This is a genomic window from Ruegeria sp. YTSC003 (assembly GCF_059609785.1).
Genome location: NZ_JBXWMK010000015.1, coordinates 48,726 through 72,723 on the forward strand (window position 1 = coordinate 48,726; position 23,998 = coordinate 72,723).

The 23,998-nt window shown below is 55.0% G+C and carries 24 protein-coding genes; 15 read left to right on the forward strand and 9 right to left on the reverse strand.

Annotation, left to right across the window (positions count from 1 at the left end):
- The first annotated feature begins 1 nt into the window (after position 1).
- Positions 2-487, forward strand: coding sequence for a flavodoxin family protein (locus AC2FFH_RS20870; RefSeq protein ID WP_496845249.1), 486 nt, complete (start codon positions 2-4; stop codon positions 485-487).
- A gap of 3 nt (positions 488-490) precedes the next feature.
- On the opposite strand, the gene AC2FFH_RS20875 is transcribed toward AC2FFH_RS20870, so the two are convergent.
- Positions 491-838: a hypothetical protein gene (locus AC2FFH_RS20875; protein WP_496726722.1), complete on the reverse strand. Its 348-nt coding sequence runs from the start codon at positions 836-838 to the stop codon at positions 491-493.
- 35 nt (positions 839-873) lie between these two features.
- A complete protein-coding gene (locus AC2FFH_RS20880; RefSeq protein WP_496726721.1) occupies positions 874-1,584 on the reverse strand; it encodes a DUF599 domain-containing protein in 711 nt (236 codons plus the stop codon).
- Between the two features lie 80 nt (positions 1,585-1,664).
- On the opposite strand from AC2FFH_RS20880, the gene AC2FFH_RS20885 reads away from it, so the two are divergent.
- The 10 genes from AC2FFH_RS20885 to AC2FFH_RS20930 all read left to right on the forward strand — a co-directional run bounded on the left by AC2FFH_RS20885 (position 1,665) and on the right by AC2FFH_RS20930 (position 12,337).
- Complete coding sequence (locus AC2FFH_RS20885; protein ID WP_496769575.1) at positions 1,665-3,113, forward strand: FAD-linked oxidase C-terminal domain-containing protein; 1,449 nt, start codon at positions 1,665-1,667, stop codon at positions 3,111-3,113.
- 25 nt (positions 3,114-3,138) lie between these two features.
- A complete protein-coding gene (locus AC2FFH_RS20890; protein WP_496769577.1) occupies positions 3,139-4,239 on the forward strand; it encodes an FAD-binding protein in 1,101 nt (366 codons plus the stop codon).
- 4 nt (positions 4,240-4,243) lie between these two features.
- Positions 4,244-5,560, forward strand: a complete 1,317-nt coding sequence (gene glcF, locus AC2FFH_RS20895) for a glycolate oxidase subunit GlcF (RefSeq protein WP_496769579.1) — start codon at positions 4,244-4,246, stop codon at positions 5,558-5,560.
- A 118-nt stretch (positions 5,561-5,678) separates the two neighbouring features.
- The gene (locus AC2FFH_RS20900; protein ID WP_496769581.1) at positions 5,679-6,473 is read left to right on the forward strand and encodes a trypsin-like serine peptidase; all 795 of its coding nucleotides are present in this window, start codon (positions 5,679-5,681) and stop codon (positions 6,471-6,473) included.
- Positions 6,470-7,285, forward strand: coding sequence for a trypsin-like serine peptidase (locus AC2FFH_RS20905; RefSeq protein ID WP_496769583.1), 816 nt, complete (start codon positions 6,470-6,472; stop codon positions 7,283-7,285). Before AC2FFH_RS20900 ends, AC2FFH_RS20905 begins: the two co-directional genes overlap by 4 nt.
- Before the next feature lie 122 nt (positions 7,286-7,407).
- Positions 7,408-7,875: an Hsp20 family protein gene (locus tag AC2FFH_RS20910; RefSeq protein WP_496769585.1), complete on the forward strand. Its 468-nt coding sequence runs from the start codon at positions 7,408-7,410 to the stop codon at positions 7,873-7,875.
- A 208-nt stretch (positions 7,876-8,083) separates the two neighbouring features.
- Positions 8,084-9,421: a metal-dependent hydrolase family protein gene (locus AC2FFH_RS20915; protein ID WP_496770119.1), complete on the forward strand. Its 1,338-nt coding sequence runs from the start codon at positions 8,084-8,086 to the stop codon at positions 9,419-9,421.
- A 300-nt stretch (positions 9,422-9,721) separates the two neighbouring features.
- Positions 9,722-10,249, forward strand: coding sequence for a GNAT family N-acetyltransferase (locus AC2FFH_RS20920; RefSeq protein WP_496737850.1), 528 nt, complete (start codon positions 9,722-9,724; stop codon positions 10,247-10,249).
- Positions 10,250-10,751: 502 nt separating this feature from the next.
- A complete protein-coding gene (locus AC2FFH_RS20925) occupies positions 10,752-11,687 on the forward strand; it encodes a helix-turn-helix domain-containing protein (protein WP_377189674.1) in 936 nt (311 codons plus the stop codon).
- Between the two features lie 59 nt (positions 11,688-11,746).
- On the forward strand, positions 11,747-12,337 hold the full coding sequence (locus AC2FFH_RS20930; RefSeq protein ID WP_496780509.1) for a transposase: 591 nt from the start codon (positions 11,747-11,749) through the stop codon (positions 12,335-12,337).
- Between the two features lie 126 nt (positions 12,338-12,463).
- On the opposite strand, the gene AC2FFH_RS20935 is transcribed toward AC2FFH_RS20930, so the two are convergent.
- The 6 genes from AC2FFH_RS20935 to AC2FFH_RS20960 are packed head-to-tail and all read right to left on the reverse strand — an operon-like array spanning position 12,464 to position 17,697.
- A complete protein-coding gene (locus tag AC2FFH_RS20935; RefSeq protein WP_496770602.1) occupies positions 12,464-13,369 on the reverse strand; it encodes an HAD-IIA family hydrolase in 906 nt (301 codons plus the stop codon).
- Complete coding sequence (phnE, locus tag AC2FFH_RS20940; RefSeq protein WP_377189683.1) at positions 13,366-14,181, reverse strand: phosphonate ABC transporter, permease protein PhnE; 816 nt, start codon at positions 14,179-14,181, stop codon at positions 13,366-13,368. Before phnE (AC2FFH_RS20940) ends, AC2FFH_RS20935 begins: the two co-directional genes overlap by 4 nt.
- Positions 14,181-14,996, reverse strand: a complete 816-nt coding sequence (gene phnE / locus AC2FFH_RS20945; protein ID WP_299987288.1) for a phosphonate ABC transporter, permease protein PhnE — start codon at positions 14,994-14,996, stop codon at positions 14,181-14,183. Before phnE (AC2FFH_RS20945) ends, phnE (AC2FFH_RS20940) begins: the two co-directional genes overlap by 1 nt.
- Positions 14,993-15,793 (reverse strand): phosphonate ABC transporter ATP-binding protein, encoded by an 801-nt coding sequence (gene phnC / locus AC2FFH_RS20950; RefSeq protein WP_496770605.1) that lies wholly within the window; start codon positions 15,791-15,793, stop codon positions 14,993-14,995. The genes phnE (AC2FFH_RS20945) and phnC overlap by 4 nt, the downstream gene beginning before the upstream one ends.
- Before the next feature lie 60 nt (positions 15,794-15,853).
- The gene (gene phnD / locus AC2FFH_RS20955) at positions 15,854-16,828 is read right to left on the reverse strand and encodes a phosphate/phosphite/phosphonate ABC transporter substrate-binding protein (protein ID WP_299987282.1); all 975 of its coding nucleotides are present in this window, start codon (positions 16,826-16,828) and stop codon (positions 15,854-15,856) included.
- A 59-nt stretch (positions 16,829-16,887) separates the two neighbouring features.
- Entirely contained in the window at positions 16,888-17,697 is an 810-nt protein-coding gene (locus AC2FFH_RS20960; protein WP_496845250.1) for a DeoR/GlpR family DNA-binding transcription regulator, read from the reverse strand.
- A 351-nt stretch (positions 17,698-18,048) separates the two neighbouring features.
- Between AC2FFH_RS20960 and AC2FFH_RS20965 the strand changes: the two genes are divergently transcribed.
- Genes AC2FFH_RS20965 through AC2FFH_RS20980 form a run of 4 tightly spaced genes read left to right on the forward strand, consistent with a single transcriptional unit; the run spans position 18,049 to position 22,925 of the window.
- On the forward strand, positions 18,049-19,074 hold the full coding sequence (locus AC2FFH_RS20965; protein ID WP_377189693.1) for an ABC transporter substrate-binding protein: 1,026 nt from the start codon (positions 18,049-18,051) through the stop codon (positions 19,072-19,074).
- The gene (locus AC2FFH_RS20970) at positions 19,075-21,291 is read left to right on the forward strand and encodes an ABC transporter permease (protein ID WP_496770612.1); all 2,217 of its coding nucleotides are present in this window, start codon (positions 19,075-19,077) and stop codon (positions 21,289-21,291) included.
- On the forward strand, positions 21,288-22,358 hold the full coding sequence (locus AC2FFH_RS20975) for an ABC transporter ATP-binding protein (protein WP_496845251.1): 1,071 nt from the start codon (positions 21,288-21,290) through the stop codon (positions 22,356-22,358). The genes AC2FFH_RS20970 and AC2FFH_RS20975 overlap by 4 nt, the downstream gene beginning before the upstream one ends.
- A complete protein-coding gene (locus AC2FFH_RS20980) occupies positions 22,359-22,925 on the forward strand; it encodes a histidine phosphatase family protein (RefSeq protein WP_377189702.1) in 567 nt (188 codons plus the stop codon).
- A gap of 3 nt (positions 22,926-22,928) precedes the next feature.
- On the opposite strand, the gene AC2FFH_RS20985 is transcribed toward AC2FFH_RS20980, so the two are convergent.
- Entirely contained in the window at positions 22,929-23,720 is a 792-nt protein-coding gene (locus AC2FFH_RS20985; protein ID WP_377189705.1) for an inositol monophosphatase family protein, read from the reverse strand.
- Between the last annotated feature and the right edge of the window lie 278 nt (positions 23,721-23,998).

Below are 23,998 nucleotides of genomic sequence, written 5' to 3' on the forward strand. Positions count from 1 at the left end.
CATGGCGCAGCTTTTGATCGTCTACCATTCGCGCACCGGCGGCGCCCGTCAAATGGCCCAAGCCGCCGCGGCAGGAGCGCGGGACGAAGCGGAAACGGTTCTGAAAACTGCAGATCAGGCGACCCCTGAGGATTTGCTGGCCGCGGATGGGTTTATCTTCTGCGCGCCCGAGAATCTGGCTGCGATTTCAGGTTTAATGAAAGAGTTCTTTGATCGCTGCTACTACCCTGTTCTGGGCAAGATCGAAGGACGGCCCTATGCCCAGATGATCTGTGCCGGGTCTGATGGCGAGAATGCGGCCCGCCAAACCGCGCGGATTGCCACTGGGTGGCGCTTGAAAGAGGTTCAGTCGCCGCTGATCATCTGCACCCATGCGCAAACGCCCGAAGCTATTCTGGCCGAAAAGACCATCCCGCAAAACCAACTGGATGAGTGCTGTGATATTGGGGCTGCGTTGGGTGCGGGTCTGGCGCTGGGTGTGTTCTGAAGATCAGTTCAGTGTGACCAACGTCGTCTCGTCACCCCAGCCATCGACACTGCACCGCGCCTGAATCTGAACCTGAGACACGCCATCTGGAATCGCCACCCCGGATAGTGAGCGTGTAAAGGGCTGCTCATTCTCATGCGGGTGATGCAATACGCGCATACCCAGTTCATTGCCGTCCATGTCCAGAACACGCCAGCCATCGGCATAGTGATCCCACCCGGTATCGGGATGGCGGATCGTCACGTCGAATCGCCACGTGTCGCCGCTTTGGCTGGCCGCCACGTTTTCAAGCATAGAAGGGTCGGCAAGCGCTGGGCTGGCGAGAAAAAGGCTGAGAATCAAATACCGCATGAGGCGATCCTAGGCTGTGTCCGTCGGCTTCGCGATCACGAATCCGTGTCGCGCGGTTGGGACAGCAGGACCAGCCGGGAATGCGACGCAAACTCGCGCCGGTATAGGACACCAAATGTGATCGCCGTGCCCAGCATCAGCGCCACGGGGCCAAGTATCCAAGCAACGGATGCCAGGGCAAAATAAGTCACGCGCAAACCGCGGTTAAAGCTGCGCGCCGCGGTGACGCAGATCTCGGCCGCTTGTGCTGCGCGCGGATAGGCTTGTGGGTCCGACGGTTCATTGGGCACCGAGGCCATCAGAACCGCGCAATAGCCAAACAACCGGTGCGCCCACACATATTTCAGGAATGCATTGGCCAGAAGCAGGATGATGATCAGGATCTTGATCTCCCACACCATGGCCGGTGCGCTACCGATGGCCAGATCATTGGCGACGCCGGCAAGACTTTCGGTATTGCCCAGCAGGGCCAATCCGCCCCCGATGGCGATCATCGTGGTCGAGGCAAAAAATGTGCTGCCCTGCCGCATCGCCGCGACCACCTGCGCGTCAAACATTCGGGGTTGCCGGGTGACCATTTCCCGCATCCATTCTCGACGATAGTCATCCATCATCACTGTGACGGAATGCTTGTTGGGTGACGGGTTTTCGATCCGCCATCCGATCCACAGCCAAGTGATCAGCAACACGGCAATGGCCGCATAATCCAGCGGTGAAAACAGTTGTGCGCGATCAATCCAAGTCATGCTGCGACCTTAGGGCCAGACATGAGAACTTGCCAGATGGGGAAATTGGTAATATTATTTTACCAAATAGAGGATCAGCCATGGAAATGCCAACGCCAAACCCTGACATTCTGCGCCGCAAGACCGTGGTTCTACAACGTTTGTTGCAAGTGTTGCCCGAGGACGCGGTGATTCACGAACCGTCCGAGACTCGTGCTTATGAATGTGACGCGCTGACGGCATATCGGTGCCCTCCGATGCTGGCGGTTCTGCCGTCGACCACGCAAGAGGTCTCGGACGTATTACGCATCTGTAATGAAGAAGGTGTTCCTGTGGTTCCGCGCGGTTCGGGTACGTCATTGGCCGGTGGCGCCTTGCCAACGGCGGATTGCGTCATCCTTGGCGTCGCCCGGATGAATGAGGTGCTGGAGGTCGATTATGACAACCGTTTCATTCGCGTTCAATCAGGCCGCACCAACCTGAGTGTGACTGGAGCGGTCGAGGAAGACGACTTCTTTTATGCGCCGGATCCGTCCTCACAGCTTGCCTGTGCCATTGCCGGGAACATCGCGATGAACTCGGGCGGGGCGCATTGTCTGAAATACGGCGTGACCACGAACAACCTGTTGGGCGTAAAGATGGTGCTGATGGATGGCAGCGTGGTCGAGATTGGCGGCGCGCACCTGGACTCTGGCGGCTTGGACCTGTTGGGAGTCATCTGCGGGTCAGAAGGGCAGTTGGGCGTGGTGACCGAAGCCACATTGCGGATATTGCGAAAACCCGAAGGTGCACGACCCGTGCTCATGGGATTTGATGACAACGAAGTTGCCGGGCAATGCGTCTCGGACATTATCAAGTCGGGCATCCTGCCGGTTGCAATCGAATTCATGGATACCCTGTGCATTAAGGCCTGCGAAAACTTCGCCCATGCAGGCTACCCCGACTGCACCGCTTTGCTGATTGTCGAGGTCGAAGGGTCCGAGGCCGAGATGGACTATCAATTGTCAAAAATCATCGACATCGCCAAGCGCCATAACCCGGTGGAGCTGCGCGAAAGCCAATCGGCTGAGGAAAGCGCGAAAATCTGGCTGGGGCGCAAGTCGGCCTTTGGTGCGATGGGGCAGTTGAACGACTACATGTGCCTGGACGGCACGATCCCGGTATCGTCCTTGCCGGAAGTGCTGCGCCGGATTGGTGAAATGAGCGAAGAATACGGCTTGCCGGTCGGCAACGTGTTTCATGCAGGCGATGGCAACATGCACCCGTTGATCCTGTTTGATGCCAACAAGCCGGGTGATCTGGAGAAATGTGAGGCGTTCGGAGCCGATATCCTGAAGCTTTGCGTTGATGTGGGTGGCTGCCTGACAGGTGAGCACGGGGTTGGGATCGAAAAGCGCGATCTGATGCACCATCAATACGCGCCTGCGGACCTTGAGGCGCAGATGGCCGTAAAGGATGTGTTCGATCCAAAGTGGTTGCTGAACCCCGCCAAGGTTTTTCCGTTGAATGCGTCTGAATCCCGACGCATCGCGCAGATTGCCGCTGAATAATCGGCTCTAACAAAGAAGAATTGTCATGAAACCAAAGACAGAAGCCGAACTGGCCGAGTTGGTGGCCGGGCTGAACGAACCGGTCCGCATCAAGGGAGGCGGTACGCGCGGTGTTGCGGGACAAGATGCGGTGATTGAAACAAGCGGAATAACCGGCATCACACTTTACGAACCCGGTGCGCTAACGCTGGTGGCGAAAGCCGGCACGCCGGTGACAGAGATCGAGGCCGCATTAGATGCAGAAGGTCAGCAATTGGCTTTTGAGCCTATGGATCATCGGGGACTGTTGGGGACCAGCGGCATTCCGACCATAGGCGGTGTCGTGGCGGCCAACATATCAGGGCCACGGCGGATACAGGCAGGGGCATGTCGTGATTTCCTTTTGGGCGTGCGCTATGTCGATGGCATGGGGCAGGTCGTCAAGAATGGCGGCCGGGTCATGAAGAACGTCACCGGCTATGATCTGGTCAAGCTGATGGCGGGATCCTGGGGCACTTTGGGTGTTTTGACCGAAGTGTCGTTGAAAGTACTACCCAAGCCCGAAATCTCGGCTACGCTGTCCGTTCAGGTGCCCGATGTGACCACGGCAGTTGCAGCGCTGTCCGCCGCATTGAAATCCCCTTTTGACGTCAGCGGAGCGGCGTACGACCCGGATATGGGAAGCGCCTTACTGCGCCTCGAAGGATTTGCGGGTTCGGTGACATACCGATCGGATCAACTGAAATCCCTACTGTCTGTTTTCGGCGAGGTTGCCGAACTTGAGCATCCTGGCACATTGTGGGCCGACCTGCGTGATGCAGCCGGTTTCCACGAACAAAGCGGTGATGTCTGGCGCATTTCGGTCAAACCCTCGGATGCGCCGGACATCGTTGCGCGCATCCGGGCAGATCGGACGTTGTTTGATTGGGGTGGCGGGTTGATCTGGGCCTTGGTGCCGGTTGGAACTGATCTGCGGGCGCAATTAGGCGCGTTTGACGGTCACGCAAATATCGTGCGGGCAGGACAGGATACACTTGCCGAACTGGGGCGTTTTCAACCGGAGGCGCATGGTATTGCGGCTCTAACCAAGGGTATTCGTCAAAGATTCGACCCCCGCGGTTTGTTTAATCCGGGGTTGATGGGGTAAGCCGATGCAGACGACGTTCACCGAAAAGCAGTTGCAAGATCCCGCGATCCAAAGATCAAATGAAATCCTGCGAAACTGCGTCCATTGTGGGTTTTGCACAGCCACATGCCCGACATATCAGGTGCTGGGGGACGAGTTGGATAGTCCACGGGGGCGCATTTACCTGATCAAGGACATGCTGGAAAACGAGCGTGTGCCGGATGAGAAAACGGTCAAGCATATCGACCGCTGCCTGTCTTGCCTGGCCTGTATGACCACATGCCCATCGGGGGTGCACTATATGCATCTGGTCGACCACGCGCGGGAATACATCGAAGAGAACTACAAACGCCCCTTCTCGGATCGTGCGCTGCGTTGGGTGTTGGCTCAGATCCTGCCTTATCCGATGCGGTTCCGCTGGGCTTTGATCGGGGCGAAGCTCGGGCGGCCATTCCGCTTTCTGATGCCTGATGCCCGGTTGCGTGCCATGCTGGACATGGCACCCAAACATATCCCGCCCGTTAGTCGCAATGACGACCCGCAGAGATTTCCGGCTAAAGGACCGCAGAGCAAGCGCGTTGCGCTGATGACGGGTTGTGCGCAAAAAGCTTTGAATACAGACATTAACGACGCAACTATTCGACTTTTGACGAGGATGGGATGCGAAGTCGTCGTGGCCGAAGGGGCAGGGTGCTGCGGCGCCCTGACCCATCACATGGGCAAGACTCGCGAAAGTCATGAGGCCGCAAAAGCCAATATCAGGGCCTGGACCGCAGAAATGAACGGCGACGGGCTGGACGCCATCGTCATCAACACCTCGGGCTGCGGTACGACGGTGAAGGATTATGGCCATATGTTTCGCAATGATCCCATGGCCGAAGACGCGGCGCGGGTGTCGTCGATTGCAATGGATATCAGCGAACTGCTGATCCAGCTGGAGCTGCCACAGGGCGAAGACAAGGGCCTGACCGTTGCATATCATGCAGCGTGTTCTCTGCAGCACGGTCAAAAGATCAAAGCTCATCCCAAAACTCTGCTGAAACAGGCTGGTTTCGCCGTGTTAGAGCCTGCAGATAGCCACCTGTGCTGCGGCAGCGCAGGGACTTACAACCTGATGCAGCCCGAGATTTCGGGCAAGCTGAAGGACCGCAAGGTCACAACGCTGGAAGCCAAAAAGCCGGACGTGATCGCGGCAGGCAATATCGGATGCATGATGCAGATCGGCTCTGGCACGAACATTCCCGTGCTGCACACGGTCGAGCTTTTGGATTGGGCAACCGGCGGGCCGGTGCCGCGGGCCTTGCGTGAACCAGCCAAATCTGAGGTTCCGGTCCTTAGATAGACCATGCTGATGCAACTGCGCACCACTCGCCACGTTAAACGGACGCGGGCGTCATCGCCCTATTTTTGCCGCACCGGAGACGTAGGAAAATACGTCAACAGCAAAGCCGGAGTGCCGTTTGCGAAACTGGATCACAGCATTGGCACTGGCTTTGACGCCATTGTCCGCCGCAGCCCAGGATACCGGGTTGAAAAGCCTGGACACCACCGATGCGGGGCGCGCGTGGATGGCGGTCGGGCGCCTGGATATCAAGGACGGCGCCGGGTTTTGTACCGGGACACTGATTTCTCCGACCCAGGTTTTGACGGCTGCCCATTGTCTGTTCGATAAGGTAACTGGTCAGCGGATCGACCTGGCAGAGGTCGAGTTTCTGGCCGCCTGGCGTCTTGGACGTGCATCGGCCTATCGGGCCGCACGTCGCGCTGTTGTTCACCCAGACTACGAATACAGCACCGAGGCAACGGCCTCGCGGCTGTACAATGACATCGCGCTGATCGAGCTGTGGCAACCGATCCGCAATACGAGCGTAATTCCGTTCGAGACCGGAAACCGTCCGGCCCGAGGTGCCGAAGTGGGGGTCGTGTCCTACGCGCAGGATCGGGCCGAGGCTCCCTCGTTGCAAGAAGTGTGCTCGGTCATGACGCGCACATCCAACGTTTTGGTGTTGTCCTGTGACGTCGAGTTCGGGTCGTCGGGCGCACCGGTCTTTTCCTTTGAAGGGGACCGGCCGCGCATCGTTTCGGTCGTCGCAGCCAAGGCCGAATTCAACGGGCAGCGCGTGGCCGTCGGCACCGCGGTCGAAGATTCATTGGAACTGCTGCAGGCAGAATTGTCGGCTGGCCGCGGATTTGGCGTATCTTCCTCCCAAGGAGGGACACGCCGCAATATTGGAGCAAGGTTCATAAAACCATGAGTCGCTTTTTTCTGAATTTTCTTTTGTTTCTTTCAATTTCCGCCTCTGCAACTTACGCCCAGACCGCCAAGCGCAAACTGACGGACCGCGATGACCTTTACGGGTGGGAGGCGGTTGGACGTCTGGACATCGGCGATGACGGGTTTTGCACAGGCACCCTGATTGCGCAGGATCTGGTTTTGACCGCTGCGCACTGTGCGTTGGACAAGGCTAGCGGCAAAACCTACGAGCCGGGAAAGGTGACTTTTCGCGCTGGTTTGAGCCATGGTGAGGCGCTGGCAGATCGCAAAGTCATGCAGATTGCCGTGAACCCGGAATATGTCAGCAATGCCCCGCTGTCACCGAATAATGTCCGCGCCGATGTTGCGCTGATGCGTTTGGAACAGCCGATCCCTTATTCTATCGCCAATCCGTTTGCCTTGCACACGGGGCGCGTTGCCGGAACCGAGGTCAGCTTAGCCTCATACGGGCGCGGCCGGTCCGAGGCGATCACGCGGGAAAGGTCCTGCCGTATCCTGGGTCGCCAGCAAGGGTTGATCACCTTCAACTGCGACATCACTTTTGGCTCGTCCGGTTCGGCATTGCTGGCCAGAAATGGCCCGCGCTGGCAGATCCTGTCAGTTGTCTCAGCAATCGGAACCTACGGGGGCCGCGTGGCCGGCTACGGGATGGAACTGTCTGGAATTGTTGCCGAACTCAAGGCGGACTTGCGGCGCGATGCCCCGCGCCCCCAGGCAACGATCCGCCGGCTGCAAGTCGGATCCGACAAGTCGAATTCCGGCGCGAAATTCATCAGCTCGGGCGGGGGTTGAACTCGATCAAAATGCTACCCATGTGAACTGTGTCGGGTCGCCACGAACGGGGCCCGTATCAACCAGATGCCCGTCCGAACGGAGGGCAGAACACAGATCGCTCTGATATGAGGATATGACACATGCGTAGTTTTGATTTTGCACCCCTGCACCGCGCCACCGTTGGTTTCGACCAGATCGCCGATATGATGGATCGCGTGCTGACCAATGATGTGGCTCAGCCGAGCTACCCGCCTTACAACATCGAAAAAACCGATGCCGACACGTATCGCATCTCGGTTGCAGTCGCCGGTTTTTCGGAAAATGACCTGTCGGTCGAAGTGAAAGAAAACGCCCTTATCGTTGCTGGCAAAAAAGCCGCCGAGGACAAAGAGCGCAGCTATCTGCATCGTGGCATCGCCACCCGCGCGTTCGAACGCCGTTTTGCGCTGGCCGATCACGTGCGTGTCACCGGTGCCAACCACGAAGACGGCATGCTGAACATCGACCTGAAGCGCGAAGTGCCTGAGGCCCTGAAACCGCGCCGGATCGAGATTTCTTCGGCCAATGCCATTGAAAAGGACGTGGTCGACGCCAAAGCCGTGAACTAAGGCGACGGCAATACGCCGCGATAATCGTTCCTCTCTGGATTATCGCACCATACGCCCCGCGTTCCTCCAGACGCGGGGCGTTGTTTTTGTAAGACCGGGATGTCTGCTCTGCGGACAAAGCCGACCTTGCGGAAAAGTGACGGAATCCTTGAAAAAGCTTGCTTCCGCTGGGATGGTGTCTCCGACAGAATTTTCTGAGGAATTGAAAATGCATTTCCCCAAACTTGCGGCGGTTTCGTCGATTGTTCTTGCAATAACCAGTTCGCAAGCGCTCGCCCAGGATAGGGGCCCGATACTGTTCACAAACGTCAACGTGTTTGATGGTGTGAATGAGGAAATGATTGAAAATGCCAATGTCGTTGTAACCGACAATCTGATCACAGATGTGTCCTCAGAACCCCTCGCCGTCGCCAATGGTATCGTCATCGATGGCGGCGGGCGCACGTTGATGCCGGGCCTGATCGACGTACACTGGCACACGCTTTACTGTTGCAATCCGCAGAGTGTGGTTGTGACCGGCGATATTCTTGAGGTCGCGGTGCGTGGTGCCATCGGGTCCGAAGGCACGTTAATGCGCGGCTTTACAACGGTGCGCGACGTTGGCGGCAATTCATTTGCCATAAAACGGATGATTGACGCAGGCGAGATCAAAGGCCCCCGTATCCTGCCGTCCGGCCCACCCGTAACACAAACCGGCGGCCACTTTGACTATCGCCCCTACCAAGCGGTTCCGACGAACGGCGCGGATTCGCAATGGTACTGGTACAGCGTTGGTTTGATGGCGCAGGCTGATGGTGTTCCGGAAGTGGTCAAGCGCGCGCGTGAAATCATGCGCATGGGCGCAAGCCAGCTTAAGATTTCCACCGGTGGCGGGGTGTCATCCACTTATGACCCTCTGGATGTACGCCAATACACCAAGGCCGAAATCGAGGCTTTCGTAGAGGTGGCCGACACCTACAACACCTATGTTGCATCTCATGTCTTCACGGACGAGGCAGTGGAAATTGCCGTTGCCGCAGGCGTTAAGTCCATCGAGCATGGCTTTTTGATGAGCCGCGAAACGATGGAACTGATGCGCGACAATGAAGTTTGGTTGTCAGTGCAGCCCCTGCTGGATGACGAGGATGGCTTTTCTTTCGACGACCCTGTTAGCCAGCAGAAATGGATCGACGTCACCAACGGTACAGATTTCACTTACAAAACGGCGAAAGAAGTTGGCGTGAAAGTCGCTTTCGGCACCGACATCCTGTTCGATCCCAAACTGGCCGAACGTCAAGGCGCGTTCCTTGCCAAATTGCAGCGCTGGTACACGCCATACGAGGTGCTGAAAATGGCGACTTCAACCAATGCTGAACTGCTCAAACTCTCCGGCCCGCGCCACCCTTATCAACAAGGTGACTTGGGTGTGATCGCAAAGGGCGCTTATGCAGATTTGATCCTGGTGGACGGCAATCCGCTGCAAGATATCGACCTGATCGCAGACCCGCATGAGAATTTCGATCTGATCATGAAAGACGGCAAAGTCTACAAGAACACGCTGGACTAAGTTCCAGATGAAGTCCTTTGCTCAAAGCCAATTTTGTAACAACTGCTTTGGGCTCAGTGCAGTCGCCGGATGCGATGCAGCACTACCGAGGTAGCCTCACAAATCCTGTGGAGCTTGCGGCCCGTAGGAGACATCGGCCGATCCGCTGGACGCCGCGATGCAGCTTCCCCGAAGCGGACATCGGCTACCGAATGCAGAAACTGATCTGGAAAGAAAGCCGCACTGCGGACGAAGATGACGTCGCCTCTTTTCCGGCCTATCCTATTTGCATTGAGTTCTTTCGGGACAGGTGGATGACCCATGCAAGATGTAAGAATTGAGAACTGTGAGGAGCTGCCAGCTAAGGGCGAGCTCAATAAGATCCTATCGCAGTATTATGAACTCATCGTCCAAAGGATGCGGGCCATAGGCTTCGATATTGATCCTGCGGCACCCCAAAGTGCGCTCGCTGAATTCTGGGAAAACTCGGATGACTATCTGCCTCCGAAGGGATGTCTGGTTGTTGCAAGGTCTGAAGCCGGTGAGATTGTCGGCTGCGGAATGATGAAGTGTCTCGGGCCAGATACCGGCGAGCTCAAAAGAGTTTTTGTTACCGAACAAGCCAGAGGAATGGGCACTGGCCGTGCATTGATTGAGGCGCGTGAGAATGCTGCGCGCAATATGGGTCTCAAAAGGCTGATTGCGGACACGCTCACACCCAATATAGAAATGAGAAACTTGTATCCCAAGCTAGGATTTGTAGAGTTGGACGGTCCGATAGAAACGACAACGTACAAGGATCAACCCACGTTACGCCCACATCTGCACTATTTCGCCAAAGATATTTGAGACAAATGCAGCCGCAGTCAAATTTGGCTGGCATAGGTAACAGGCGCTCGCGGCCCTTACCGGACCTTGGTTCCTTTATCGCGATGCCGCGTTGCGGCCCGTCATTCCAGACATTCGCCGCAGGCGCAAAGCCAACGACTCGTCGAACTCATAGATTGCGCAATTAAATTTGAGTTCGCTAACGGTTCAGAGCCAATTTGAACGGTCGAATGAAAACCATCGGCGGGGCCTGGCTGCAGGGCCAGGTTCATAGCCTTAACGATTGTGTTGGCCATCGTCGAAATGCGGTTCGGGTTTATGATTGTCTTTTCTTGGCCAGAACCAGGGAAACAGAAGTTCTGTTGCCCCTGGAAGCGAGGAGATACGTCGAGACATTGGTAGGGTTCCATTTGTAATTGATATGGATCGACCCTGCTCACCTCATCTCTAACCAACCACTGACATGATACGGATTACCCGTAAGTCATCCGTAAGTCTCTTGGCACAATAGACCTCAACAGGCATGTTAAATCACGAAGTCCTCCAACGTTTGTGGGTCTGTATGCCAGTTCAACCTTCTCTGTTTGCTGAAAAGCTACGCCGCTGGCGTTCCGACAACGGCACCCACGGTCGCATCACACAAGAGGTATTGGCAGCGTTGTTAGATGTAAGTGTAGATGCAATCGGCAAATATGAACGCTCGCTGTCGTTCATTCGAGGCGACCTGGAGAGCAGATTGTCGGAAAGGTTGGGGTGGAGCATTGACGAGATACTAGCTTGTCGGCTGGATTGGGAGGCACGACAGGGTAATTTTGTCGATACAAAGTACCAATTGCTGGACGATGCGCTGGTGGACAGGCATTTTAACGGGTCATACCGGGAGGCGATCTGCCACATGATCTCAACCGCGGACACGGAATTGGGTCGATTACCCGAGGAGCTGGCCGCCGATGAGAGAGTTTTCCTGCCGATCTATCAAACCTACGACGATCATTGGCAAATGGTTATCAGGGATGGTCGGATGGTCGCAAAATGGGCTCTGCTATTGCTATTCCCTGAAGATGAAGCCGAATTTCGTGCGTGTAGACTGCGTGAATCAAATCTATCCGTCGAGCGAGTACGACAGCCTATCCTGCCGGGCACATACTTCGGCTATTGCCCTGCCTTAATTGTTAGCCGTGGTCACGAAAGTGCTGCGCCTTTGTTGTTGTCGTCCTTTGTAACCTACCTAGAACAATTGGCTCGTCGCGATATTGTTCTGCATGGACTCGGCTCTATTAGCTGTTCGCCAGGTGGGGCTCAGGTGTGTCAGGACCTGGGAATGACCCGTCTTGGCGACTACCGGCTTGGGCCGGAATATGGAGTATGGGAATTGCCTGGCTCGGCGGTGTCCGCTTCGCTTTTCGGTCGGCGCAGTCCAATGCTGCGCCAAGCCTACACCCAAGCTTTTCTAATTTAATTGCGGGTCAGGGCCTCAAATATATCGTCAAACATGGCAACGCTGCCTCGGTGGTTGACATGACCCCGGAAAAGCTCGCCGGCGATACCGGCTACGGTTCAGCTGAGATGCTGGGCTGGCTGGTGGAGGAACGTGGCGTCGCCCCACACATCCCGGTTTGGGATAAATCGAAACGAACGAACGGCACGTTCTCTCGTGAAGACTTCGTCTACGATCCAGCAACTGACAGCTACACATGTCCCGGTAACAAGGAACTGCGGACATATCGCCGGAACTTCTCAAAACCACGAAAGCCCAACGGCGGCAAAGATGGTTTCATCCGATACCGCGCCTCAAAACACGACTGCGATGTATGCCCGCTCAAACCGCAATGCTGCCCAGGTGATCCGGGGCGACGCGTGATGCGATCCGTCCACGAAGCGGCTCGCGACGTTGCCCGCGATATCCGAAAAACCGACGCCTACATGACGTCGTTCATTCAGAGGCGGAAAGTCGAGATGCTGTTTGCACATCTAAAGCGATACATAGGCGTGTCGATGATGCGGCTGAGAGGACCCAAGGGCGCATATGAACAGTTCCAACTCGCAGCCACGGCCCAAAACCTTCGGAAACTCGCAAAACTGGTTCCGCAACCAGAACCAACAGGCTGAGAGGAACGGACCAGCTGCTTTGGGCTTCGCCCATCGGCAGCTCCAAGGTCGACTTATTCAACACTATGCGGGCTTACAGGACATTCGAGTTGAACGGAAAATCTATCGAAAATGAATGCTCTAAACTCAAGGCCGGCCTACTATAAAGTTTGGTACTATCCCCGCCTTCTTGATCGCTGCTTCAACATCATGCCCTGCGAAGAATCCATATCCTGAGATGAGTGCCGAATCTATGCCTGCGCTGGATGCGCCCAGAACGTCAGTGTGCAGGCTGTCGCCAACCATCAGAATTCGGGACTTGTCGATGTGCCCGAGGCGTTGGAAAGCGAGATCATAGATGTTGCCGAAAGGCTTTCCAAAGAACTGAGGGGCGACACCCGTTCGGTCTGCCAGCCGGTGCGCAAAAAGACCGGGCTCTTTGGAAAATCCGTACTCGCGAGGAGCAACAATATCTGGGTTTCCGACCATTACCGGGCGGGGACGCTCTAGCAAGGCGGTCTCCAACATGGCTTGACGCGTTTCAGTCCAAACCGCTGACCCGATCATCAGGAATCCGTCGACAGTTCCGTAGGGTTCTGGGTCATCCTCCAGATAGGATAGTTTCAACCCCTCCAAATCGCGAAGACCGGCGCTGGGGGTCGCCATCAAGCCCCAATGCAACCCACTTTGACCGTTTACTTCTGATAGCAACGTCGCCCGGCTGGTGATCACGTCTCGGGGCGCAAAGTCATAACCAAGCCTGGAATATTTTTCCAACAGAGTTGTGTGAGGAAACCCAGCAGCATTTGAAACGACCAAAACATGTTTGCCGGCGGCTTTCAGTGACCTGACCCGATCCGGTGTATCCGGGATTGCCGTATCACCTATATTGAGAACCCCGAATGCGTCGAGGAGGAACACGTCGAACTCATGAGCTATGTCATCAAGCGTTTCAACCTGACGATACTTCACTTCAGTAGGTCTAGCTTCGGGAAGTCGGTGGCGTACAGCCTCATAGGCATCGAAAGCGTCCTGCGCAGAGAACCCGGTCAAATGATCGCCCCTCGAACCTTTGCCGAGACCCATTCGCTAATCAAAACCGCAACGAGAATTATAATCAGGATGAGGCTGACTTGCGGCCAGGCCAGCACGTTGAGCGAAGCTGACAGCTGTAACCCTATGCCTCCGGCACCAACTAGGCCCAGAACCGTTGACTCGCGAATATTGATGTCCCAACGAAAAACGGCAATGCCGGCAAATGCAGGCAATATCTGCGGAACGATCCCGTAAGCCATGATTTGCCAGCGCGACGCACCAGTCGCCGTGATCGCTTCGACCTGAGCGTGATCAATTTCCTCTATGGCCTCGTACAGAAGCTTTGCGCAGAAACCAATAGAACGGATTGCAATTGCAATAACACCCGCAAAGACGCCTGGGCCAATAATTGCGATCAATAGAAGGGCCCAGATCAGCGAGTTGATAGAGCGAGTCGAGACAATGACCAACAAAGCAACAGGGCGGATGAACAATGTCGACGGCGTGGTATTGCGCGCGGCCAAGAAGGCAACCGGCACTGCCATGCACAAGGCGATGATTGTACCCAGGGTGGCGATGTTCAGTGTGTCCCAAATCGGGCGGCCCAGCTGTGTGATGTAGTCCCATTTGGGAGGCGTTGCGCGGGTCCAGATATCGTTGGCAATGCGGGGTGCATCCCAGACGAAAAACCAGGTCGTCGATTCCGAGATGAATTGCCAGCAATAAACAAAGACAGCCACACCCAAAAGCCAGCCAAACCAGCGAACAAGACTTTGACCCGTCGTCCGTCGGCGCCAGATCTGAGTATCGTTTTGTTTAAGAACCGGCATTATTGAACCCTCGCGCGGATAATTCCCGAAAGGTATTCAAGTGCCATGACGATCCCGATGATCAGGATGAGAATGGCTGCTGCTGTGTCGTACTCATATCGATCGAACGCAGTGTTCAACGTCGCACCAATTCCGCCGGCGCCCACCAGGCCAAGAATTGCGCTTTCTCGGAAATTGATGTCGATCCTGTACATGGAAAGGCCCACAAGTCGCGGCATAACCTGTGGCTGAACGCCATAGTTGATCCATTGCGGCCAACGCGCGCCAGAGGCCTTGATTGCCTCGGCCTGAACCTTGTCCATCGCTTCGATGTCTTCGGCCAAAAGTTTTGAGAGAAATCCAATGGTGGCGAAGGAAAGGGTCAGAAATCCGGCCAGCGGACCAAAACCGAAGATAGCCACCAGCAAAATGGCCACGATGATTTCTTGCAAGGCTCGACTGATGGCAACAATGCCCCGGCAAATCATGTAGATTGGCAAAGGGGCGATGTTGCGTGCCGCGCCCAACCCTATCGGGATCGAAATCAGGATGCCCACGACCGACGCAGCCACGGTCATAATGATACTCTCCAGCAGACCGCTCCAAATGTCTGACCACCGCGAAACGAAGTCCGGGCTGGTAAACGCAAGTACAAATGCCCACCCCCGATCCAGTCCTTCATAGACACGACCCCAATCAACTTCGATGGTCATATAGGCGGCGATCAGGTAGGCAAAAAACCCAAGGAACAATGCCCAGCGGAGCAAAGGGTTTTTGACAAAGGCAGGTTTACGCCAGCCTTTTCCGAGCATGTCGTCCAGTTCTCGATGGCTCATTCTGCGGCCTCGACATCTTCATCTTCATCTTCGTCCACTTTTTCGATGCTCGCTTCCCAATCTTCCTCGCCGTAGATCTCGGTCAGCTTTTCTGGGGTAAGACCTGTTGGAAGGCCGTCATACACAATCTCACCAAAGCGAAGGCCGACGACTCGCGGAACAAACATTTGGGCGAGAGCCACATCATGGATGTTGATAATGGCCGCCAACCCTCGCTCCTGACATAATTCTGTTATGAGGCGCATGATTTGACGGCTGGTTTTGGGGTCCAGCGAGGCAGTTGGCTCATCGACCAGCAGCAGTTTCGGGTTTTGAATCAATGCGCGGCAAATGCCGACCCTTTGGCGTTGACCACCCGACAGTTCATCCGCTCGTTTGTCAGCCATGTGCAACAACCCCACCCGATCAAGCAGGCGGAAAGCCTCGTCGACGTCCGACTGCGGATATCGCCGCAGGAAACTGCGCCAGAATCCCACATATCCCAGCCGTCCCGACAATACGTTTTCCATCACCGTGAGACGTTCGACCAAGGCATATTCCTGAAAGATCATGCCCATTTCACGGCGCGCTTTACGTAAAGCGCCCGATCCGAGTTTGGTCAGGTCCACATCATCCAAAAGGACACCACCGCTTGTGGGTTCAACCAACCGGTTAATGCACCGGATCATGGTCGATTTGCCCGCACCCGAGGGCCCAATCAATGCAAGCACCTGTCCTTTGGGCACCTCAAGATCGATGGCCTTCAGCGCCTGATCTCCGGTCTTGTATGTTTTCGTCAGCTTTTGAAGACGCAGCATAAAATGCCCCAGATTAGGTTGAATAACGGGCCCTTTCGGGCCCGCAGTATTGGCCAAAGGTCACTGGCAGGCGTAGGAGACGCCATTTGCTGCGTCAATTTTACGAATGACATCCCAGAATTCCTGATAGGTCATCTCAAGGAACTGGCCTTCGTTCGATTTCGAAAACTCAGCTTCAAGTGTCGTGCCCTCCCAGTCGAAGCTGAAGAAGGCATTGCGGATTGTCTCCTGCAGCTCGGGCGTCAGGTTGTAAACAGTGCCAAACCCAGTGGTCGGGAAAGTCTGCGATTTATAGATCGTAACAACATCATCTTCGTTGATCACGTCGCGCAAAATCATCCGCGACTTTACCGAGTTGGCAATCGAAGCCGCCAAGTAATCCTTGTTGGCCACGCCCAAGATCGAGTTGTCGTGTTTACCCGAGTAGACAGGTTCGAAATCACGCTCCGGCAGCAAATCAAAGTCGCTCTTCAAAATTGCTGATGGCGCTTTGAAACCTGAGTTGGATGTGGGGGAGGTAAAGGCCAGTTGCTTGCCTTTGATGTCCTCAACCTTTTCGATTCCCGAACCAGGAAAGGTAATGATTTCCATCTCATAGCCAAAATTACCGTCTTTCGAGGCCATGATCGTGAACGGCCGGAACCCGGCGCAGTTTACAGCCAAAGGGTTGGAACCAGTGTTGAAGCCCGCAATATGCAGACGCCCCGAACGCATCGCTTCGATCTGAGCTGCGTTGTTCTGAACCGGGAAAAAGACGACGTCCTTGCCGGTTTCCGCCTTCAAATGCTCAAGAAAGTCTGACCATGCGGTTTTGTAAACGGCGGGGTCTTCGACTGGTGTATATGCAAAAATCAAGGTGTCAGGGTCTATTTGCTCGGAGGGATCTGTTGGGATATCCGCGATCAAATCTCCGTCGGAGTCACAAAAACGCTCGTCCAAGTCACCGCGCGGACAATCCTGCGCCGAGGCTGTCCCCGAAAGCGACAGTAGCGCAATTGCAGATGCCCCAACCAATAGTTTGATGTTGATCTTCATGTTTTCCTCCCAGTTATGTGCGGCCTTAATCAGCCGCAGTTAGTCATTCCTTTTCGTTCTCAACCGGCAACGAGAATATCGACCTCGGCACCACCCATTGCATCGAGCAGTTCCCCGGTTGGTTTTGTGTCGGTGACTATGGAATCCAATTCGGCAAGATCGCCTACTTGAGACAGACCCTTGCGCTCAAATTTCCCGGAATCGATAAGAAGATGGCGTTTCGCAGCACGCGCCAGCATCATCCTCTTGATCGCCGCAAAGCCCCTTACCGTCTCTGACGGGCCTTCTACTGAGAAACCCGAGGAACCGATCATGCACCTGTCAACGTTGAAACGAGACAGGAATTCCAGTGTCTCGGTTCCGATCGTTGCAGATTCAGTTGCCAGGTATTCTCCGGGGCACAATAAGACCTGGGCAGCACCATGGCCAAGGGTCATCGCCACGGGGATTGAATTCGTGATCACCGTACAATGGATATCGAGAAATGCCAGCGCGCGTGCCATCTCGACAGTCGTCGAGCCGGAATCGACCATGACCGTTTCACCGTCCTGAACAAGCTCGGCCGCGCTGATTCCTATCCGTTCGCGCTCTTCGATCTGTGCGCCGGTCCGTTCTTCCAGACTTGGATAATGCCCTTGCACTGGGGCTGATGCCCCACCGTGCGCACGCGCGATCAGGCCTTCATTGGACAGGGCTTCAAAATCCCGGCGAACGGTCTCATTCGAAACGTTGAAACGCTGTGCCAACTCGTTGATGCGAACGTGCGGGCGTAGTTTCAATTCCAGCAGGATTTGCTGGCGTCTGTCGGACTTTTTTACCCGACCAGGACTTTTTTCAGATTTCTTACCGCGCGTTTTGGTTTTGGACATTCAACGACTCGAATATTTTCAGAACTCAATTTTGTGGGGTTTCGGGCATTTTGCAATAATTTTTGTTGCATAATCCTCATTTCGTAGTGAAAATTCACATGACATCAAAGATTTCACGGGACAGGGCAATATACGCAGGCTGATCAATTTCAAAATGAAAGACCGGGCGCATCGTTGGTTTTCTCTTGGTGAAGTTGGTGGTTGCAAAAAAATCCTGACGCATTTTCCAAAGGTTTTGACAGATAATCAGGAAGCCCCAACTATCTAAAAGAAAATTCGTAAGGCTGCATGAGGAAGGGCAAAAAAGAACCGGGAAACCCGGGCGAATTAAACCCTAAGGGAGGAAAAATAATGAAGAAACTAACATCCACTGCCGTCGGATCTCTGATTGCCTTGGCCGCGTCTTTGTCCGCGGCGCATGCTGAAAAGCTGACTTTCTATTGCTCAGCTCAAGAGGATTGGTGTCAGCTGATGGCACGTAGCTTCGAAGATGCAACTGGCATCGACGTGAACATGACCCGAAAGTCCTCGGGCGAGACATTTGCACAAATCCGTGCCGAAAGCTCGAACCCGAAAGGTGACGTTTGGTGGGGTGGTACGGGCGACCCGCATCTGCAGGCCGCCGAAGAAGGCCTGACGATGGAATACGTATCGCCGATGCGCGACCAGCTTCACGATTGGGCGATATCCCAGGCTGAAAGCGCGGGCAACAAGACGATCGGCATTTACTCAGGCGCGCTTGGGTATGGCTACAATGCCGACCTTGTCGCTGCAAACAACTTGCCCGAACCTGCCTGTTGGAAGGATCTTTTGAAGCCCGAATACAAGGGACACGTTCAGATGGCGAACCCGAACTCTTCAGGGACGGCCTATACAACGCTGGCCTCAATGGTGCAGATCTTTGGTGAGGATGAAGGCTTTGAGTTCATGAAAGGCCTGCATTCGAACATCAACCAGTATACCAAGTCCGGCTCTGCGCCGATCAAGGCCGCCGGTCGTGGCGAGAACACGATTGGTATCGTCTTCATGCATGACGCCGTAAAGCAGGCCGTGTCGGGGTTCCCGATCAAGGTCGTCGCACCATGCGAGGGCACGGGGTACGAAATTGGCTCAATGTCGATCATCGACGGCGCCCGCAACGAAGAAGAGGCGAAGAAGTTCTATGACTGGGCCCTGTCGCCTGAAGCTCAGAATCTTGCCCTTCAGGTCAATGCGTTTCAGGTGCCATCGAACAAGGGTTCGGAGACCTCAGAAAGCGCACCTGATATGAATCAGATCAAGCTGATTGACTATGACTTCAAAAAATATGGTTCATCAGACGAACGGAAGCGTTTGCTGCAGAAATGGGACGAAGAGGTTTCGGTTCTGCCGCAGTAAATGACTGACACTACATCAAAAACGACCCATCCGGTCCTGATCTTCTGGATCATCGCCGGGTGGGTCGGATTCTGCCTGCTGCCCTGGTACATGGTCGACGGCGGCCTGTGGTCGTTCGAATGGCTCTTGGACGGCTACCCATTCGATGAGGATTATGCCCCTGCAGCTTTTCTGATTGGACAAGGTGAGAAACTATGGCTCGCTCCACTCCTGATCGCTCTCGCCCTACCGCTTTTGGTGTTGAAACGCGCCAAATCTGACCCGATTTATGCCCGCATTCTGGTACTCTCCGGAGCGCTCGGCTTCGGCTGGTTGATCGTTCAGGGTTTCAGCATTGGCATCAGAGGATTCAACTTCGACTGGTTGGAAACGATGATTGGCGACTTTGGCGACCGTCAGTTCGGCATGGGCTACGGCGCAATGATCTGCGCCTCGAGCTTTCTGTTCCTGCTCACTCAAGGTATCGCGGCGAGGGGTGCCATTAATGGTGATGTCTTCGTCGTAAGCGCTATTGGCGGTGTGATTACCATCGTCACCGCTTTTGTCTTTTTCCCCATCGCCAAGATGCTTTTCGCTGCTTTCATCACCGAAGACGGCGCTTATTCCATTGCGGTTTTCTTCTCGAAGTTCTTCGACGACCGGTTGTGGGGACTGGGGTGTTTTCAAGGTGCCCGATGCGGTGCGGCCTGGAACTCACTTTTCCTGGCCATCCTCGTTGGCTTCATCACAACGATCCTCGGCCTATGCTTCGCGTTGGTCGTGACGCGCTCGGGTTTCCGCTACAAACGCGCGTTACGGGCTTTGACCGTTCTCCCGATAATCACTCCACCGTTCGTGATCGGCCTCGCGCTCATCCTTCTTTTTGGACTGTCCGGCTCTGTCACCCGGTTCTTTGCCGAATTACTCGGCACACAGCCGACGCGGTGGCTTTACGGAATGCCAGGCATCCTGATCGCGCAGACACTCGCGTTCACGCCGATTGCGTTTCTCGTGCTGATTGGCGTGGTTGAAGGCGTCTCTCCCTCGATGGAGGAAGCGGCCCAGACCCTGCGGGCCAGCAGATGGCAGACGTTCAAGACGGTTTCCTTGCCCCTGATGCGGCCCGGTCTTGCCAATGCCTTTCTTCTGGGCTTCATCGAAAGCATGGCCGACTTCGGCAACCCGCTTGTTTTGGGTGGGAATTTCGACGTGCTGTCGACCGAGATATTCTTTGCCATCGTCGGCGCTCAATACGATCAAGGGCGCGCTGCGGTTCTGGCAATGGTGCTGCTGTTCTTTACCCTTTCCGCCTTTTACGCGCAGCGCGTCTGGTTGGGAAAGAAGAGCTACACAACAGTCACCGGCAAAGGCGATGCGGGCGTGCATCCGCTGATGCCAACCGGCCTTTCGGTGCCTGTACTGCTCATCGCCTTTGGCTGGGCATTATTCACAATTATTGTCTATGCGATGATCATCTACGGCAGTGTAGTTGAGCTGTGGGGGGTCGATAATTCGCTGACGATCAAGCACTACATCACTGCATTCTCAGTCCGCTTTGAAGAAGAGGAAATTCGCTGGACCGGAGCCGCCTGGGACAGTTTCTGGACGACCATCACGATCGCGGCCATTGCTGCACCATTGACTGCCGCCGTTGGGCTGGTAACGGCCTATCTGCTGACCAGGCAAAGCTTTGCAGGCAAGAACGCTTTCGAATTCGGAACAATGTTGTCCTTCGCCATCCCCGGCACGGTCATCGGCGTTAGCTACATCCTTGCCTTCAACGTTCCGCCAATCGAAATCACTGGCACAGGTGTCATCCTCGTTGTCAGCTTCATCTTCCGCAATATGCCGGTTGGCGTTCGCGCCGGCATCGCGAGCATGTCGCAGCTGGACCGCAGCCTTGATGAATCCTCGCTGACCCTTGGCGCAAACTCATGGCAGACGTTCCGCAGTGTCATCCTCCCGCTGTTGCGCCCTGCGATACTTGCTGCGCTTGTCTACAGCTTTGTACGTGCCATGACTGCAATCTCGGCCGTCATCTTTCTGGTCAGCGCGGAGTATGACATGGCAACCAGCTATATTATCGGTCGGGTCGAGAATAACGACTATGGCCTTGCTATCGCCTATTCGACGACGCTGATCTTCGTGATGCTCGCGGCGGTCGGCTTATTGCAACTTCTCGTTGGCCGGGTCCAGATTGGTCGACGCACGCAGCACGGAACGGAGACATCGCCATGACCGACACCAAAATCGGTTCCAAGGCCGCCCCGGTACGGTTTGAGAACGTGTCGAAAGTGTTCGGCAAGGATGTGGTCGCCGTCGATAACATCAACCTCCACGTAGACGCAGGAAAGCTCGTTACGCTGCTTGGTCCGTCAGGCTGCGGAAAAACAACGACACTGCGCATGATTGCAGGGTTGGAGATGGCAAGTTCGGGCAAGGTCTTGATCGGTGATCGGGACGTGACCAAACTCCCAGCCACCGACCGCGATGTATCTATGGTGTTTCAGTCTTACGCGCTGTTCCCTCATATGAGCGTGTTAGAGAACGTGAAGTATGGCCTCACATTCTCGGGCTTTGCGAAGGATGAAGCGCGCAGTCGTGCCTTGTATGGCTTGGAGTTGGTTGGCCTACAGGGGTTTGACAACCGCCTTCCCTCAGAGCTATCCGGCGGCCAGCAACAACGTGTTGCCGTCGCACGCGCACTGGTGCTTGAGCCGCAAGTTCTGCTGTTCGACGAGCCGCTGTCCAACCTCGACGCCAAGCTTCGCCGCCAGGTGCGTGAGGATATTCGGGCGATACAGCAAGACCTTGGCTTGACAGTTGTTTACGTCACACACGATCAGGAAGAGGCACTGGCGGTCTCGGATGAGATTGTTGTTATGCGCAATGCAGCGATCGCTCAGATGGGTACACCGCGCCAGCTTTACGATGCCCCAAATGACCAGTTTGTTGCCGATTTCATCGGTGAGGCAAACCTACTGAGCTGCCAAATCGTAGATATTGATGGCGGCATGGCAACCATCGAAGTCGAAGGCTATCGCCACACGCTGCCACGTCGCGGTCTGTCCGAAGGACCGGCAACCATCGCCGTGCGACCCTCACGTTTGGTGATCGGTTCAGATCAAGGTATTCCAGCCACAGTGGCCAAGGCGACCTATGTTGGCGTTCGGATGGAATATACATTGAAAGGTGCATTCGGTCAGGTTTTTGCCGTTCAAGATGATGTCGACGCACCGCTAGAACCCGGCACTGAAATCATGATGGGTTTTGCTGACAAAGGGCCCGTGCTTTTGCCTGACTAAATGCCGAATCTCACGATCATCACACACCCCGAAGTCTCTATCGATCCGGCCATCCAGATAACAGATTGGGGCCTGAGTGTGACGGGCCGTAAACGCGCGACTGAATTTGCTTCCTGCGAGGCGTTGTCGAATGTCACGCAGATTTGGACCAGTAACGAGCGAAAGGCCCGCGAAACGGGTGAGATTCTTGCTGCACCACAAACGCTGCCCGTGAATTGTCACTTGGGTCTCGGTGAAAACGACCGCAGCGCAACCGGCTATTTGCCTCGAGACGATTTCGAGGCAGCGGCTGATGCCTTCTTTGCCCAGCCGGAAGTTAGCTATAGCGGTTGGGAAACAGCTGTCGAGGCGCAGAAACGCATTCATCGGACAATCACCGAGATTATCCAAATGCACGACGCCGGAGATATTGCAATCGTGACACATGGGGCGGTCGGCACATTGCTGTGGTGCGCACTCTCGGATTGTTCGATAGACCGCAAGCACGATCAGCCATCACAAGGCCATTTCTGGCAGGCAGATCTATTGACGCTCAAACCCTATTCAGGTTGGGTTTCGTTGGCATAAACGTTAGTCGTTCCAAGCGTTCTCTGCGATTTCAACCAAGGTCTCGAACACATCTGGTGTACCCACGATTACGCGCCCACCTTCGCGGATCATCACATCGGCGTTCTGATCCTCAACAATGCCACCCGCTTCCGAGACCAGCAATTGCCCAGCCAGACAATCCCAGGCATTCATGTGTTCTTCCACGTATCCCAAGAGTCGCCCAGCAGCGACGTAGGCCAATGATAACGCTCCACTGGCGTTTCTGTGAAACATAGCCCCGTGCTCGATTAAGTTCTCGACAATAGGTAAAACATGCCGGGTCTTAATCCGGTTCGAATACCCCACGGCGACTGTTCCGTCCCGCAGCGCCACCCCTGACGCAACGCGCATTGGGGATCCGTTAAGCGTCGCACCTTCTCCGCGCATCGCTACAAAGGTCTCATCCACATTTGGATCACGTATCACACCGACCTCAGTATGTCCTTCCGTGACACTAGCCAGAACAATAGTCCATGCAGGTATGCCGTTGACGAAATTCGTTGTCCCATCAATTGGGTCAATCACCCAGTCAAAACCGCTTTTACCAACAGTAGCCCCGTGCTCTTCACCGAGAATTCCATCATTGGGCCACGCCTTTGCAATCCTCTGACGAATAAAAGTTTCAACATTCTTGTCCGCCTCGCTCACCCAGTCCTGAGCACCTTTTTGATCAACGACAAGATTACCTCGATCCGCGAAATACTCTTCGGCAATTACCCCAGCCTCCTCGCAAACTTCGATGGCAAAATCTCTGCGTTCTGAAAGTCGAGACATGGGTGGTCCTTTTCCGAATAAAGAGCTGCCATGCAACAATGCAAGCTAATCGAATGCCTATCAATCAAAGAGTCATTTCGATTGTTTTCGGGAGCCGTTTCGGTGCCGCAAACCTAAAAATTTTAGTGTTGATGAACTCCTCCGCAAAAAACAGCAAGTCAATCATTAGCTAATTTTTGCACGCATTCGGGCTCAGGGCCGACTGTCCGTCGTCAGGGATTTTGGGACAGATGGCGCTCTGATCTAAGAGAGGATGTGGCTCATCTGGTTGGTTTGAT